This window comes from Microbacterium imperiale, assembly GCF_017876655.1.
GTDB lineage: Bacteria > Actinomycetota > Actinomycetes > Actinomycetales > Microbacteriaceae > Microbacterium > Microbacterium imperiale.
In genome coordinates, this window is sequence record NZ_JAGIOK010000001.1 from 2,787,619 (window position 1) to 2,801,946 (window position 14,328).

General features: G+C 72.5%; 11 protein-coding genes. 6 read left to right on the top strand and 5 right to left on the bottom strand.

What is annotated here, in order from left to right:
* Positions 1-101 precede the first annotated feature (101 nt).
* The gene (locus tag JOF37_RS13505; protein WP_271175095.1) at positions 102-1,208 is read right to left on the bottom strand and encodes a sensor histidine kinase; all 1,107 of its coding nucleotides are present in this window, start codon (positions 1,206-1,208) and stop codon (positions 102-104) included.
* Positions 1,205-1,870 carry a response regulator transcription factor gene (locus JOF37_RS13510; protein WP_210007287.1) on the bottom strand — a complete coding sequence of 222 codons (666 nt, stop codon included), beginning with the start codon at positions 1,868-1,870 and terminating at the stop codon, positions 1,205-1,207. Before JOF37_RS13510 ends, JOF37_RS13505 begins: the two co-directional genes overlap by 4 nt.
* 87 nt (positions 1,871-1,957) lie before the next feature.
* On the opposite strand from JOF37_RS13510, the gene JOF37_RS13515 reads away from it, so the two are divergent.
* The 3 genes from JOF37_RS13515 (at position 1,958) to JOF37_RS13525 (ending at position 5,379) form a co-directional block, all read left to right on the top strand.
* Positions 1,958-2,656: a D-alanyl-D-alanine carboxypeptidase family protein gene (locus JOF37_RS13515; RefSeq protein ID WP_210007288.1), complete on the top strand. Its 699-nt coding sequence runs from the start codon at positions 1,958-1,960 to the stop codon at positions 2,654-2,656.
* Positions 2,657-2,714: 58 nt separating this feature from the next.
* Positions 2,715-4,004, top strand: a complete 1,290-nt coding sequence (locus JOF37_RS13520; protein ID WP_271175096.1) for a M18 family aminopeptidase — start codon at positions 2,715-2,717, stop codon at positions 4,002-4,004.
* Between the two features lie 100 nt (positions 4,005-4,104).
* Complete coding sequence (locus JOF37_RS13525) at positions 4,105-5,379, top strand: MFS transporter (protein WP_210007290.1); 1,275 nt, start codon at positions 4,105-4,107, stop codon at positions 5,377-5,379.
* Between the two features lie 14 nt (positions 5,380-5,393).
* Here JOF37_RS13525 and chrA read toward each other — a convergent pair whose 3' ends face one another.
* Positions 5,394-6,605 carry a chromate efflux transporter gene (gene chrA, locus JOF37_RS13530; RefSeq protein ID WP_210007291.1) on the bottom strand — a complete coding sequence of 404 codons (1,212 nt, stop codon included), beginning with the start codon at positions 6,603-6,605 and terminating at the stop codon, positions 5,394-5,396.
* A gap of 175 nt (positions 6,606-6,780) precedes the next feature.
* On the opposite strand from chrA, the gene JOF37_RS13535 reads away from it, so the two are divergent.
* Positions 6,781-11,316 carry a lamin tail domain-containing protein gene (locus JOF37_RS13535; protein WP_210007292.1) on the top strand — a complete coding sequence of 1,512 codons (4,536 nt, stop codon included), beginning with the start codon at positions 6,781-6,783 and terminating at the stop codon, positions 11,314-11,316.
* Between the two features lie 19 nt (positions 11,317-11,335).
* On the opposite strand, the gene JOF37_RS15810 is transcribed toward JOF37_RS13535, so the two are convergent.
* Entirely contained in the window at positions 11,336-12,265 is a 930-nt protein-coding gene (locus tag JOF37_RS15810; protein WP_210007293.1) for a GTP-binding protein, read from the bottom strand.
* A 77-nt stretch (positions 12,266-12,342) separates the two neighbouring features.
* On the opposite strand from JOF37_RS15810, the gene ykgO reads away from it, so the two are divergent.
* Both ykgO and JOF37_RS13550 read left to right on the top strand, forming a co-directional pair.
* Entirely contained in the window at positions 12,343-12,465 is a 123-nt protein-coding gene (gene ykgO, locus JOF37_RS13545) for a type B 50S ribosomal protein L36 (RefSeq protein ID WP_210007294.1), read from the top strand.
* A 91-nt stretch (positions 12,466-12,556) separates the two neighbouring features.
* On the top strand, positions 12,557-13,336 hold the full coding sequence (locus tag JOF37_RS13550; protein ID WP_210007295.1) for an isocitrate lyase/PEP mutase family protein: 780 nt from the start codon (positions 12,557-12,559) through the stop codon (positions 13,334-13,336).
* 52 nt (positions 13,337-13,388) lie between these two features.
* Here JOF37_RS13550 and JOF37_RS13555 read toward each other — a convergent pair whose 3' ends face one another.
* Positions 13,389-14,246, bottom strand: coding sequence for an SDR family oxidoreductase (locus JOF37_RS13555; protein ID WP_210007296.1), 858 nt, complete (start codon positions 14,244-14,246; stop codon positions 13,389-13,391).
* Positions 14,247-14,328 lie beyond the last annotated feature (82 nt).

Genomic DNA, 14,328 nt, shown 5'->3' on the forward strand with positions numbered 1-14,328 from the left:
CCTTCCCAGATCGAGCGGGCACGACAACGGCGGTGCCGGGCACCGCCGGCACGAGTCTATCGAATCGATTCGAAATTGTCGTGGGCGCGGTCCGGATTGCGTCACCCCGCCGGCAGCACGACCCGGACGTCGAGACCGCCGGCCGGGCGTGCGGTGATGTTCAGCTCACCGCGATGGCTGCGGACGATCGCGGCGACGATCGTCAGGCCGAGCCCGACGCCCTGATCCGCCGCGCGCGCACGACCGCTGCCGCGGACGAACGGCTCGGTGAGGGTCGCGGCGAGGTCGGGGGCGACTACCGGACCGGTGTTGACCACCTGCAGCGTCGCGGCGCCGCCGGGCATGGTCCCCGTGCGCACCACGACGTCGCCGTCCTGCGGGAGGTTGTAGGCGAGGGCGTTGGCGACGAGGTTCGCCACGAGCTGCCGCGCCAACGGCTGATTCGCGTGCACGACCGCAGCGTCGCCCTCGAGACGGACCGGTGGCGGAGAGCCCTCGGCGGGGCCACCGCGCGCCGCCGCGGCCCGCGCTTCCGCCACGACCTCGGCCGCGAGCGGCCGCAGATCCACCGGCTCGAAGCGCAACCCTGCGCGACCGGCCCGCGCCAGCGCGAGCAGCGCCTCGGTCGTGGCGATGGCGCGCTCGTTCGTCGCGGCGACGCGTTCGAGCACCCGGTCGACGTCGCGCCCCGCGGGATCGGCGCGCGCCACCTCGACGATCGTCCGGATCACCGCGTGCGGGGTGCGCAGTTCGTGCGACGCGTTGGCGGCGAAGCGACCCTCCTCGTCGACGGCTCGCTCGATGCGATCGAGCATGCCGTCGAAGGCATCCGCCAACTCGGTCAGCTCGTTGCGCCTGCCGCGCAGCGCGATCCGCCGCTGCAGTGTCCCGGCGTCGACGCCGCGGACCACGTCGGCGATGCGCCCGACGGGCGCGAGCATCCATCCCGCCAGCAGCCACCCGCCGCCCAGGCCCACCACCGCGAACGCGGCGAAGGCCCAGCCCGCGTACTTCACGAACACCTCGGCGAGGTCGGCGCGGCCGGGGGCCCACATGCCGGTCGAACCGGTGAAGAGGTCGCCGTCGGGCACGAAGCGCAGCATCAGCAGCCCCGCGGCGAAGAGGACGACGCCCGCGAGCATGAGGAAGCCGGCGTAGCTGAGCGTGAGCGTCGCCCGCAGCGACAGCCCCCGGCGGCGCGCCGTCACGCCGGGTCCGTCATCCGGTAGCCCACGCCGGGGACCGTCTCGATGACCCCCGGCTCGCCCAGACGCTTGCGCAGGGTCGAGATGGTGATGCGCACGGCATTGGTGAAGGGATCGGCGTTCTCGTCCCAGGCTCGCTCGAGCAGATCCTCGGCGCTGATCACGCCGCCCTCGGCGGCGACCAGCACCTCGAGGACGGCGAACTGCTTGCGCGTGAGCGCGACATAGCGCCCGCCGCGATAGACCTCGCGGCGGAACGGATCCACCCGCACGCCGCCGAACTCTCGCACCGGCGGCGCGGCCGCGGGGGAGCGGCGGGCCAGGGCGCGCAGTCGCAGCACGAGCTCGCGCATCGCAAACGGCTTGGTCAGGTAGTCGTCGGCGCCGGACTCGAAGCCGCTCGCCTTGTCGTCGAGCCGGTCGGCGGCGGTGAGCATGAGGATGCGAGGACTCTCGGGATGCGCCGAGAGGTGACGGGCGATCTCGTCGCCATCGGGACCGGGGATGTCGCGGTCGAGCACGACGACGTCATAAGCGGTGAGTGCGAGCTGCTCGAGCGCCGTGTCGCCGTCGCCGGCCAGATCGGCCGAGATCGCCTCGAGTCGGAGGCCGTCGCGGATCGCCTCGGCGAGGAACAGCTCGTCCTCGACGATCAGCACACGCATGCCAGCCAGGATAGGCCGGGCGGCATATCGCCAGCGTATGCGGAATCGACGACGCCGCGGCAACATGCCGCCGGGTCGACTGGGACCATGACCGCTCCCTCCGCCCCGAGCCCGCATCGTCCGGCCCCGCCCGCCGCGTTCGAGTCCGCGCGACGCGCGACCTTCGTCGCGCCGCGGACGCGCCGCGCCCGACCCTCGCGGCGCGTCCGCAGGCGCCGCCTCGCGGTGGCCGCCCTCGCAGCGACGGGAGCCGTCGCGGTCGCCGCCGGGATCCTGGGCGTCCTCGCACCGGTCACCGGGTCGTCCCTGCCATCGCTGCCGTCCGTCCTCCTCGGCGCGGCGTTCTCGCCGTCTGCCGAGGACGGCTTCATCCCCGACGGCAGCCGAGTCGACCTCGCCGACGAGCAGCTGCCCGCCATCTCGCGCCTCGATCCGCAGCTTCTGGCCGCGATGCGCGCTGCCGAGGCGGATGCCGCCGGCGACGGCATCCGATTCGAGGTGACGGGAGGATGGCGCAGCCCCGAGTACCAGCAGTGGCTGCTCGACACCCGTATCGCGGAGGTCGGCGAAGAGACGGCTCGCGCGTACGTCGCGACCCCCGAGCAGTCGCGGCACGTCGACGGCGACGCCGTCGACATCGGTCCGGTCGACGCGCAGTACTGGCTGATCTCCTACGGCTCGGCCTACGGCATCTGCCAGACCTACGCCAACGAGCCGTGGCACTTCGAGCTCGCGACCGAGCCCGGTCAGGACTGCCCCGACATGCGCACCGATGCCACCGGCTGAGTCCGTCCGTCGCGTGCGCCTACGATCGAGGAACGCCCGTCCCGTCCGAGGAGTGCCCGTGTCGACCGTCACCGCCGCCGCCCGTGCCCACGCCGACGACCTCGCCGCGTTCGTCGCGGCGTCGCCGTCGAGCTTCCACGCCGCCCAGGAGGTGGCCCGGCGGCTCACCGACGCCGGCTTCACCGCGCTCGACGAGCAGGAGGGCTGGCCGGCGCAGCCCGGCGGGCGCTACCTCGTCGTCCGCGACGGTGCGGTGCTGGCGTGGGTCGTCCCGGCCTCGGCGACCCCGACGACCCCTGTGCGCGTCTTCGGCGCGCACAGCGACTCGCCCGCGTTCAAGCTGAAGCCGCGTCCGACCACCGGGCGCCTGGGGTGGCTGCAGGCCGGTGTCGAGATCTACGGCGGCCCGCTGCTGAACTCGTGGCTCGACCGCGAGCTGCGCCTCGCCGGACGCCTCGTGCTCGACGACGGCACCACGGTCCTCGCGGCGACGGGGTCGCTGCTGCGGCTTCCGCAGCTGGCGATCCACCTCGATCGCGAGGCGAACGACCACCTCGCGCTCGACAAGCAGACGCAGACCCAGCCGGTCTGGGGACTGGGCTCGGCCGACTCCGCCGACCTGATGGGCGAGCTCGCCGACGCCGCGGGAGTGGATGCCGCCCGCATCCGCGGCTACGACGTCGTGACGGCCGACGCCGCCCGCGGAGCCGTGTTCGGCTCGGGCGACGTGTTCTTCGCATCGGGGCGGCTCGACGACCTCGCCTCGGTGCACGCGGGGGTCGTGGCGCTGGAGCGCGCCGCGGACGGATTCGACGCCGACCACATCGCGATGCTCGCCGTCTTCGACCACGAGGAGGTCGGCTCGGCGACTCGCTCGGGTGCGGCCGGTCCGTTCCTGGCCGAGGTGATCGAACGCGTCCAGCTCGCTCTGGGCGCCGACCGCTCCGAGCAGCTGCGGGGCCTCGCGGCATCCTGGTGCGTCTCGAGCGACGTCGGTCACTCGGTGCACCCGAACTACGCGCACAAGCACGACCCGGTCGTCCAGCCGGTGCTCGGCTCGGGGCCGATCCTGAAGATCAACGCGAACCAGCGCTACGCGACGGATGCCGTCGGCGCGGCGGCCTGGAACGGGTGGTGCGAGGCGGCCGGGGTACGCAGCCAGGAGTTCGTCTCGCACAATGGCGTCCCGTGCGGTTCGACGATCGGGCCGATCACCGCGACCCGCCTCGGCATCCGCACCGTCGACGTCGGCATCCCGATCCTCTCGATGCACTCGGCGCGCGAGCTCGCCGGGGTGAGCGACCTGCACGACCTCGCGCTCGTGGCCGAGGAACTGTTCCGCCGGTAGAATGGCACGGTCCGCGGCACCGGCCCGGGCCAAGCGATGCAACTACCTGCTGATGGAGCAAGGCGGCACGTGATCACGAGCTGACCTCCCGGAGGCGCGCATGACGACGAACGATCGTTCCCTCATCCACCACACCGGCTGGGGATTCTTCCCCATCGCCTTCGTCGCCCGCCTGCCCTTCGCCATGATGGTCGTCGGCGTGCTCACCCTCGTCGTCTCGGCGACCGGCTCGGTGGGTCTCGGCGGGCTCACCTCGGCCGCCGTCGGCATCGGCGTCGTGATCGCGGGCCCGGTCATCGGCGACGCCGTCGACCGCTTCGGCCAGCGCCGCGTGCTCGTGCCGCTGGGAATCGCCAACGGCATCCTGTTGGGGCTGTTCCCGGTCGTGGTCACCTCGGGCCTCGCCGACCCCGTGATCCTCGCGGCGGCGGCCGCGATCGGACTCAGCGCACCGCAGGCGGCGGCGATGTCGCGCAGTCGCCTGATGGGCATCATCCGCGTCCGCGTCGGCGCCGATCACCGCCCGCGCACCCTCTCGCGCGTCATGTCGTACGAGTCCGCCGCCGACGAGACAGCGTTCGTCATCGGGCCGTTCCTCGTGGGGATCCTCGCCGCGGTGATCGCCCCGTGGGCGCCCATCGCCATCGCGGCGGCGTTGAGCCTCGTGTTCGTCACCGCCTTCGCCCTGCACCCGAGCGGTCGCGTCGCCGCCGCGCTGCCGGCGGGTGAGGTCGACGAGCGCGCGCCGATGGCGGAGGTGCTGCGCGGCCGCATCCTCGTCCTCGTCGCCGCGACGTTCGGGGTCGGACTGTTCTTCGGCGCGACGCTGACGTCGCTGACGGCCTTCGCGCAGACGGCGGGGGAGGGCGTCGAGGCTGGCCTGCTGTACGGCCTCATGGGCATCGGCTCCGCCGCGCTCGCACTGGCGGTCGTGCTGCTGCCGACCCGGTTCGCCCTGCGGCACCGGTGGCTCGTGTTCGCCGCCGTGCTCGCCCTCTCGGCCGGCGGCTATGCCGCCGCGGATTCGCTCGGTCTCGTGGTGGTCATGCTGCTGCTCATGGGCCTGGGCGTCGGGCCGACCCTCGTCACGCTCTTCAGCATCGCCGGTCATCGTTCGCCGGTCGGCCGCTCCGCGACCACGATGACGCTGCTCGGTTCGGCGCTGACCTTGGCGCAAGCCCTCGCCTCGGCCGTCACCGGGGCGATCGCCGAGGCGGGCGAGGTCCGCCTCGCGATGCTGCTGCCGACGATCGCGGGTGTGCTGGTGCTCGGGTTGGGTCTGGTCAATCTCGGCATCGAGCGGCGCGAGCGCTCCGCCCCAGCAGTCGACGCTGCGGTCGCGCCCGCACCGGCCGAGGCGCTCGCCGACCGCTGAGCTGACGCGGCCGGTCAGAGCCAGGACGACGCGGCGCCCGCGCCCGCCCCGAGCAGGACGACCGCCCAGGCCGGGCAGCGCCAGAGCGCGAGCAGCCCGAAGCAGACGAGAGCGAGCGCGAACTGGTCGACCCGGGTGACCGAGGTCGTGAAGACGGGGTCGTAGAGGGCGGCTCCGAGGATGCCGACCACGGCGGCGCTCGCGCCCCGCACCGCTCCTGTCGCGCGCGGCCGGCGGCGGATCGCGGCCCAGAGGGGCAGGGCGCCGAGCAGGAGCAGGAACCCGGGCAGAAAGATGCCCGCGAGCGCGATGGCCGCCCCCGCGACGCCCCCGGGCCCGACCTCGGAGAGAGCGCCCAGGTACGCGGCGAACGCGAACAGCGGTCCCGGCAGCGCCTGCGCGGCGCCGTACCCGGCCAGGAAGGTCTCGGCGTCGACCCACCCTGGCCCGACGACGGAACTGTCCAGAAGCGGCAGCACCACGTGACCCCCGCCGAAGACGAGAGCGCCCGAGCGGAGGAAGGCATCGAAGAGCGCAAGCGCCTCGCTGCCCGTGGTCGCCGCCACGATCGGGCTCGCGACGAGCAGAAGCGCGAGCACGACGAGCGCGCCGACCCCGACCCGCGTCCCGGCCGTCGGCAGAGCATCGGGCAGCGCCGTCGCGGATGCCGAGGTCGGAGCGTCCTCGCTCTGGTCGGCGTCGCGCAGCCAGATCGCTCCGGCGATCGCCGCGAGCGCGATGGCGAGGAGCTGCGCGTACGGTCCGCCCACCAGCAGGACGGCCACGGCCGCGGCGATCGCGATCGAGCCCCGGGATCGGTCGGGTGCGAGGGAGCGCGCCATGCCCCAGACGGCGTGGGCGACCACGGCGACGGCGACGACCTTGAGTCCGTCGATGACGCCGCCAGCGAGCGGGCCCGACACGGCGTCGACGCTGGCCGCAGCCCAGACCATCAGGGCGGCCGAGGGAAGGGTGAACGCGGCGAAGGCCGCGAGCGCCCCGGCCAGGCCGGCGCGGCGCATTCCGATCGCGAAGCCGACCTGACTGGAGGCGGGACCGGGCAGGAACTGGCACAGCGCCACGAGCTCGCCGTATGCGCGGTCGCTCAGCCAGCGCCGACGGGTGACGAACTCGTCGCGGAAGTACCCGAGGTGTGCGATCGGGCCGCCGAACGAGGTCAGTCCCAGACGCAGGAACACCCCGGCGACGGCGGCGAGGTTCGGCACGATGTCAGCGCACCACCCGCGGGTGAACACGGGGTGAACGCCGCGCGCGAATAGCACACCGAGGTGACCGACCGCGTCACCGGCCGGTCACCCGGACGCGCCCCCGCGTTCACCCTCCGCTGGTGCGCCGTGCCTAGCCTCAGCGGCATCCCTCCCTGCACCGAAGGTGGTCGTCATGCCCGCTGAGCGCCCGCGCGCCCGTTTTCTCACCGTCGTGTTGACGGCGACCTTGGCGACGGGAGTCGGTGCGGCCTTCGCTGCGCCCGCGCTCGCGGCACCGGCATTCGCCGCGCCTTCGGCCGCCGACCGCGCGCTCGCGTCGCTCGTCGTGACCGAGATCGCGCCCGACAACGTCGGCGCCGACGACTACGAGTACTTCGAGGTGCACAACCCGACCGGCAGCGACATCGATCTCGCCGCCGACGGGTACTCGTTCGCGTACACCTACGTCGACAGCGCCGACCGCGAGCGCGATGTGGCTCTCACGGTCGCTGAGGCGACGGTCGTCCCCGCCGACGGCACCGTGGTGTTCTGGCTGAGCTACGCGACCGGCAGCGTCGACTCGTTCGCCCGCTCCGTCGACGACTTCCGCGCGCACTGGGGCGCGGCTGCCGACACGACGGTCGTCCGAGTGACGGGGCAGCCGGGCATGGCCAACAGTGCCCCGCGCGGCATCCGCGTCCTGCAGAACGACGCGATCGTCGGCTGGTCCACGTACGGCCGGACGGCGGCCGCCGCGGGACAGTCGGCGCACTTCGGCCTGCCCGCCGAGCGCACCGACGGCGGCATGGACCTCCTCGCCGAGCCGGCGCCGGCGAGCCCGGGGGTCGTCGCGCCCGAGGCCGTCACCCCGCCCGCGGGCCAGCCCGGCGAGCCCGGCTTCGACCCGCAGCCCGATCCGGCTGTCGTGACGGCGCCGCTGCAGATCACCGAGCTGCTTCCCGACTCGGCGAACGTCTCGGGCTCGGACGGCTTCGAGTTCATCGAGATCTACAACGCCAGCAGCAGCCCGATCGACTTCTCGAACTACACGATCGACTACCTCTACCCCGTCGAGGGCACGTCCAGCACGTGGCCGGCGGCTCCGAGCGGCGTCGTGATCCCGGGCGGTGACACGCTCGTGTTCTGGATCAAGAACGGCGCCAACGACACGCTGACGGCAGCCGACTTCAACGCTCACTTCGCGACGAACCTCGTGCTGGGCGACGACCTCGTCGAGATCTCCTTTGCCGGCATGGCCAACGGCTCGCCGCGCGGCGTCGCGATCGAGACCAACACCGGGCGGCACGTCAGCACCGCGATGTACAACCTCGACGGCGCGGACGACACGGTCGCCGATCAGGGCATCCGGTACACCGTCGGCGCCGACCTCGCCACGCAGCGGATCGTCGATCTGGCGCCGGCGACGCCGGGCGCCGTGCAGGCCGATCAGGTGCCCGCCGGTCTCATGATCGTCGCGCCCGACACGCAGGCGCCGACCATCGTCGATCGCACCGCCGGCGAGATCCAGCCCGGCGCCGACTTCACCATCACCGCGACGGTGACCGACGATGTGCTCGCGCGCACGGTCAGCCTGACCCTGGCGAACGACGTCGACACCGTCAACTCGCCGGTGCGCGCCAACCTGCTCGACGCCGGCGACGGGACCGTGTCGTTCGTCGTGAACGCCGCCGACCTCATCGGCAAGAGCTGGTACGAGTACATCATCACCGCCAGCGACGGTACGAACCGCGTGTCGACCGAGCCTCGGCGCGTGCCGGTGGCCGGGGTCAACACCGACTCGGTGCGCCTGAACCTCGAGGACGGTCAGTTCGTCTCGGGCACGACGGGCGTCGTGGCCGCCGGCGACGCGTACCCGAGCCCGATCGACCTGACGATCGACGGAGCGGCGATCGACACCGAGCCCGCACTCGAAGACGAGCCGCGGTTCGTGTTCGAGACGACCAACGTCAACTACTACTTCAAGAACGGCGTGCGCATCGGCGACGACGTCCTCAACATCTTCGAGATCGGCACGGAGGGGTGGGAGACGATCATCACCCCGATCCCGCTCGACTACGTCGTCCAGGGCGACGAGCTCGTCGTGAGTGTCTGGGCGGGCACGAAGAAGGCCCCCGAGATCGATCCCGACGAGAATAACGACGACTTCGAGATCCGCGGCCTGCGTCTCGTGCTGCCCGACGGGCGCACGCTCACCCCGACCGGCTACGACGATCCCGCCGCCGTCCTGCGCATGGGTGACAGCGTCAACGCCACCGGTGCGCCCTCGGGCAAGCTCGACTACTACGAGGCTCGGTTCCCGCTCCCCGACGACGCCTTCTCGGCGATCGCCGCCCAGTGGGACACGACCGAGCGCCCGGACGGCTCCGCGGTGGTCACCGCCACCGACGGTGTCGCCGAGGTCTCGCGGACCGTCGTCGTCGACAACACCGCTCCCGTCGTGGCGTCGCAGATCATCGACGGCACCGCCTACCAGGGGCCGATCGTCATCGACGCCGAGGTCGTCGATGGCGGCTCCGGGGTCGCCGGCGTCGTGGCCCGCCTCGACGGTGCGGAGATCGCCCTGCCGCACGAGACGTCGTCGGTCGACCTGGCGGCGGGGGAGCACAGCGTCGAGATCACCGCGACCGACCATGTCGGCAACGCCGAGACCTGGACGGCGACGTTCACCACGTACGTCGAGCAGCCCAGCGCCGGCGCCCTCGCCCCCGCCGAGGGCGCGGAGGTTCCGGCCGGTGACGTGACGCTGCAGGCGAAGGTCGAAGACCCGACCCGCGACGTGCTCGACGTGGCCTTCCTCGAGGGCCGCCGCCTTGACCTGTCGGACGGCGACGTCTCCGTGCAGTCCGGCACGACGCAGGACGCTCGCGCGGTCGACCGTGCACCGGCCGAACCGCTGACCACCGACCAGCTGCGCACGCTGGCCGCGGTCGACGGCGTCGCCGAGCAGATCTCCAGCGACCGGGCCTTCCCCTACCAGCTCTTCGACGTCGCGGTCACCGATGCCGACGCGGGCGCGGACGTGCGCTCGACGTGGTCGGGCCGCGCGAACACGGGGGCGACGGTCGTCCTCTACGCCCAGCGTGCCGACGGGTCGGGCTGGGACGAGGTCGACCGGCACGTGGCGGCATCCGACGACGAGGCGTTCTCACTCGACGCCGTCGTCGCGGTCGACGATTACGCGTTCGCCGCGCCGGACGGCGAGGGGCGGGTCGTGCGGATGCTCGTGCAGCACTCCGAGGGCTTCGCCGGCGCCGACCTCAGCGACCGCACGACCCCGGTGGCGCCGCACAACGCCGCCGACGTGCCCCGCACCGACTACGACTTCACGTTCGCCTGGGAGTCCGATACGCAGTACTACAACGAGAACACGATGCCCGGCGAGCCGTACCGCCACCAGCAGGCGATCCACTCGTACCTGCTCGATCGGCGCGACGAGCTGAACCTGCAGTACCTCTTCCACACGGGCGACATCGTCGACGACTTCGACGTCATGGAGCAGTGGGAGCGGGCGGACCCGGAGTACCGGCGCCTCGATGTGGCCGGTCTTCCCTACGGCGTGCTCGCGGGCAACCACGACGTGGGTCACCACCTCGAGGACTACACGAACTACGGCGCGTACTTCGGCGAGGAGCGTTATGCCGGCAACCCCTGGTACGGCGGCAGCTTCGAGGACAACCGCGGCCACTACGACCTCATCTCGGCGGGCGGCATCGACTTCGTGATGCTCTACACCGGCTGGCTGCCCGGAGACGCGTCGATCGCCTGGATGAACGAGGTGCTCGCGCAGTACCCCGACCGCGTCGCGATCATCGCGCAGCACGAGTTCATCCTCACCACCGGCGGGCTCGGTGCGATCCCGCAGCGGGTCATGGACGAGGTCGTCGCGGTCAACCCGAACGTCCGCATGGTGCTGTCGGGGCACTACCACGATGCCTTCCTGCGCGAGGACGGCTTCGACGACGACGGTGACGGCGTGGACGACCGGACGGTCTTCTCGATGCTGTTCGACTACCAGGGTCTGCCGGAGGGCGGCCTCGGGTTCCTGCGCCTCCTGCACTTCGACAACGAGGGCCGGCAGATGCTCGTGCGCACCTACTCGCCGTCGCTCGACGTCTACAACTCGGACGAGGCGAGCCTGCTCGGTCCGGGCGGCCCCGGCGACTACTCCCCGCAGGAGTTCTCGCTCACGTACGACCAGCTCCGCATCGACCCCGGCACCCGCAGCCTCGGCACCGACGCGTTCTCCGCCGAGATCCTCGGCGGCACCGAGATCGCCTCGTTCACCGACGTGGCGAGCGGCTCGATCCTGTCGGCCTCGTGGCCGCTGGCCGAGACGGGCGAGCGCGGCTGGTACGTGCGCACGAGCGACCCCTACGGAGCCGTCGACTTCTCGCGCGTCTCGCTGTTCACGGTGGTGCCGGCAGTCGAGCCCGAGGTGCCGGGTGGATCCGACGGCGGTTCGGGCACGCCGGCGCCGCAGCCGGGTGGCGGCGGCGCCCCGGGCGCCGGGGGACCGGCGGCCGGACGACCGGATGCCGGAGCCGTCGGCGCCCCGGCCGGCGCGGCGCGTCCCGAAGGGCTCGCGGCCACCGGAGGAACGTCGGGCCTCACCGGTCTCGGTGCGCTCGCGGCGGCGGCGCTGATCCTCGCCGGCGGCGCGCTGACGGTCGCGCGTGGCCGGCGTCGCCGGGGGAGCACCACCGGCTGATCGCCGCGGGCGGTGGGCTTCACGCGGTCGAGCCGTCGTCGGAGCCCACCACCTGATGCCAGTCCGGCAGCGGGTCGGGCAGGGTCCGCCACCGGGCGGGCCCTGCCGCCAGCTCGCCGTCGTCGAGCACGGCCTCGTCGAGCACCTGACGGAGGCGGCCGGGGTTGAGATCGATGCCTGTCATCGCGAGATCCTGTCCGACGTCGTCGAGGCCGTGCCCCGCATCCAGCGGATCGATCCACATCGCCGACCCGGCCTGCTCCCAGCGGGCCGGTGTTCCCGCCCGTGTCGCGAGCCGGCAGACGCCCACCGAGCGAAGCAGGATGCCGCAGGCGCCGGAGTCGAGGATCTCGAGCGCCCGAACGAGCCGAGCGGGGTGGAAGGGCCGCAGCTGCTCGTACCGCAGCGTCGTGACGCGGCGGTCGGTGAGGAACGGCTCGTGCTCGCCGTTGAGTACACGCGTCCACCCCGCGCGATCGTCGCGGGGCCCCACGGGGAGGGTCGTTCCGAAGCCCAGCGCCGCCAGGTCGTCGCGGACGCCGCGGCTTAGTCGCACGCGCGCGGTCGGCGCCAGGTGCGACGCGACGGCCATGAGGATCGACAGGTCGGCGGTGGGCAGGCGCTCCCAGTTGACGATGACGACGGCGCTCGCGCCCTCGATGAGCTGAGCCGCCAGCCGAGCGCGAGCGCCGACGTCGGCGCGGGCGTCGCCGTCGGGCACGGTGCGGCGCACGGGTGCGTCGTCGCGGAGGTCGTCGAGAGCGTGGCGGGCATCGACGACGCAGAGGGTGTCCATGCCGTGCAGGGTCGAATGGACCAGGAGGGGATCGGCGGCGCTCGGCAGATCGATGACGTGCAGTGAGCGGTGGCGTCCGGCTGCGGCGCCCAGCCGCGCGTAGCGACGGCGTTCGGCGCTGCAGACTCCGGTGATGGCGAGATGTGTGGTCACGGCGTGCTTTCCGACTTGTGATGCTTCGATGCCCACCGTACCTTGTTGTTGATAAGTATTCTCAATAGGAGGTCGGCATGAAGGTTCGCGCATCGATCAAGTCGTTGAAGGAGCAGCCGGGCGCGCAGGTCGTGCGTCGTCGCGGCCGCGTGTACGTGATCAACAAGCTCAACCCGCGGTTCAAGGGTCGGCAGGGATGAGCGCGACCGTCGCGCCCGCACATCGGTGACACGGCGGCGGCCGGGAGGCAAGCGCTCGTCGGTGTCGGCTCGGGCCGCTAGCGTGTGCGACATGAGCACCCCCGCTGAGCGCGCCCAGACCCTGTCCGAACTCCACGCCGCCCCCGAGATCCTGCGGGTGGTGAACGTGTGGGACGTCGTGTCGGCCGAGGCGATCCTCGCCCTGCCCGAGACCCGGGCCATCGCGACCGCCGGCCACTCGATCGCCGCCACCTTCGGGTACGAGGACGGCACCGACATCCCCCTCGACCTCGTCCTCGATATGGTCGGCCGCATCGTGTCGGTCGCCGGCGACATTCCCGTGACGGCCGACCTCGACGCCGGTTTCGGCGACCCGGGCGAGACCACCCGCCGCGCGATCGGTGTCGGCATCGTCGGTGCGAACGTCGAGGACCGCTTGCAGCCGCTCGCCGACTCGGTCGCCGCCGTCGAGGCGATCGTGCGCGCCGGCGAGGCCGAGGGCGTTCCGTTCGCCCTGAACGCCCGCACGGACGCCTTCGTCCGCGCCGGTGACCGCTCCACCGAGGAGTCGATCGCCGACGCCATCGAGCGCGGACGCGCGTACCTCGACGCCGGCGCCGACCTCGTGTTCGTCCCCGGAGTCCTCGACGCCGACATCACCCGCCGACTCGTCGACGGACTCGGTGAGCGCAAGCTGAGCGTCATCGGCCTGCCGGGTGCGCTGACGGCGAGCGAGTACGAAGACCTGGGCGTCGCCCGCATCTCGTACGGGCCCACGACGCAGCGGGTCGCGCTGACGGCGCTGCAGGATGTCGCCCAGCAGCTCTACGCGAACGGTGTCATCCCGCCGTCGACCCGCCCGCTGAACTGACGCGGCGGGCGCGCCGCGGCATCCGAGCAGCCGCGGCGCGCCGTGCGTCATGTCAGGCCAGCGCCACGCGCAGTCCGTCGGCGAACCGGGTCGTCGGGCGCCCGATGAGGCCCGCGAGCGGGCTGTCGGAGACGTCGAGGACGCCCTCGCGGATGCCGGTGTCGATCCCGGCGACGAAGGCGGCCGTGCCCTCGTCGAGCCCGGCGCCCGTGAGCGCGGCGATGTGCTCGGCCGTGGTCAGTCGCGCGTACGCGACGTCGCGACCGACGACCTCGGATGCGGCCGCCGCGATGTCGTCGTAGGTGACCGGGGTGTCGCCGGCGAACTCGTAGACCTGTCCGATGTGTCCCTCCTCAAGGAGCACGACGGCCGCACCCTCGGCGAAGTCGGCGCGGGTCGCCGGCGAGATGCGCGCGTCACCCACGGACGCGGCGATGACGCCGGTGTCAGCGGACCGCTGCACGTCGGGGACGTAGTTCTCGACGTACCAGTTGTTGCGGACGATCACGGCGGGGATGCCGCTCGCGGCGATCGCCTGCTCGGTCGCGCGATGGTCGGCTCCGAGCGCCCAATCGAAGCTGCTCGCTTTCGGGGCGCTCGTGTACACGAGCTTGCTCACGCCCGCGGCCGCCGCGGCGTCGATGACGTTCCGGTGTCCGTCGAGGCGAGCGCCCGGCTCGGACCCGGAGATCAGCAGCACCGACTCCACGTCCGCCAGGGCGGCTTCCAGCGACGCCGGGTCGTCGTAGTCGACGTGCGCCGTGCGTACGCCGCGATCGGCGAGATCGGCGACCCGCGACAGGTCGCGTGCGCCGGCGACGATGGTGCCGGGTGCCGCGCCGCGGGTGAGCAGCGCGTCGACGACGAGGTGGCCGAGCTGTCCGCTGGCGCCGGTGATGAGGATCGTCATGGTGTTCCTTTCGGTCGGGTGATCCTCGGCGTCAACCGCGCTCGCCGTCAGCGGCATTCCCGCCGTTGGGTACCCACTTTCC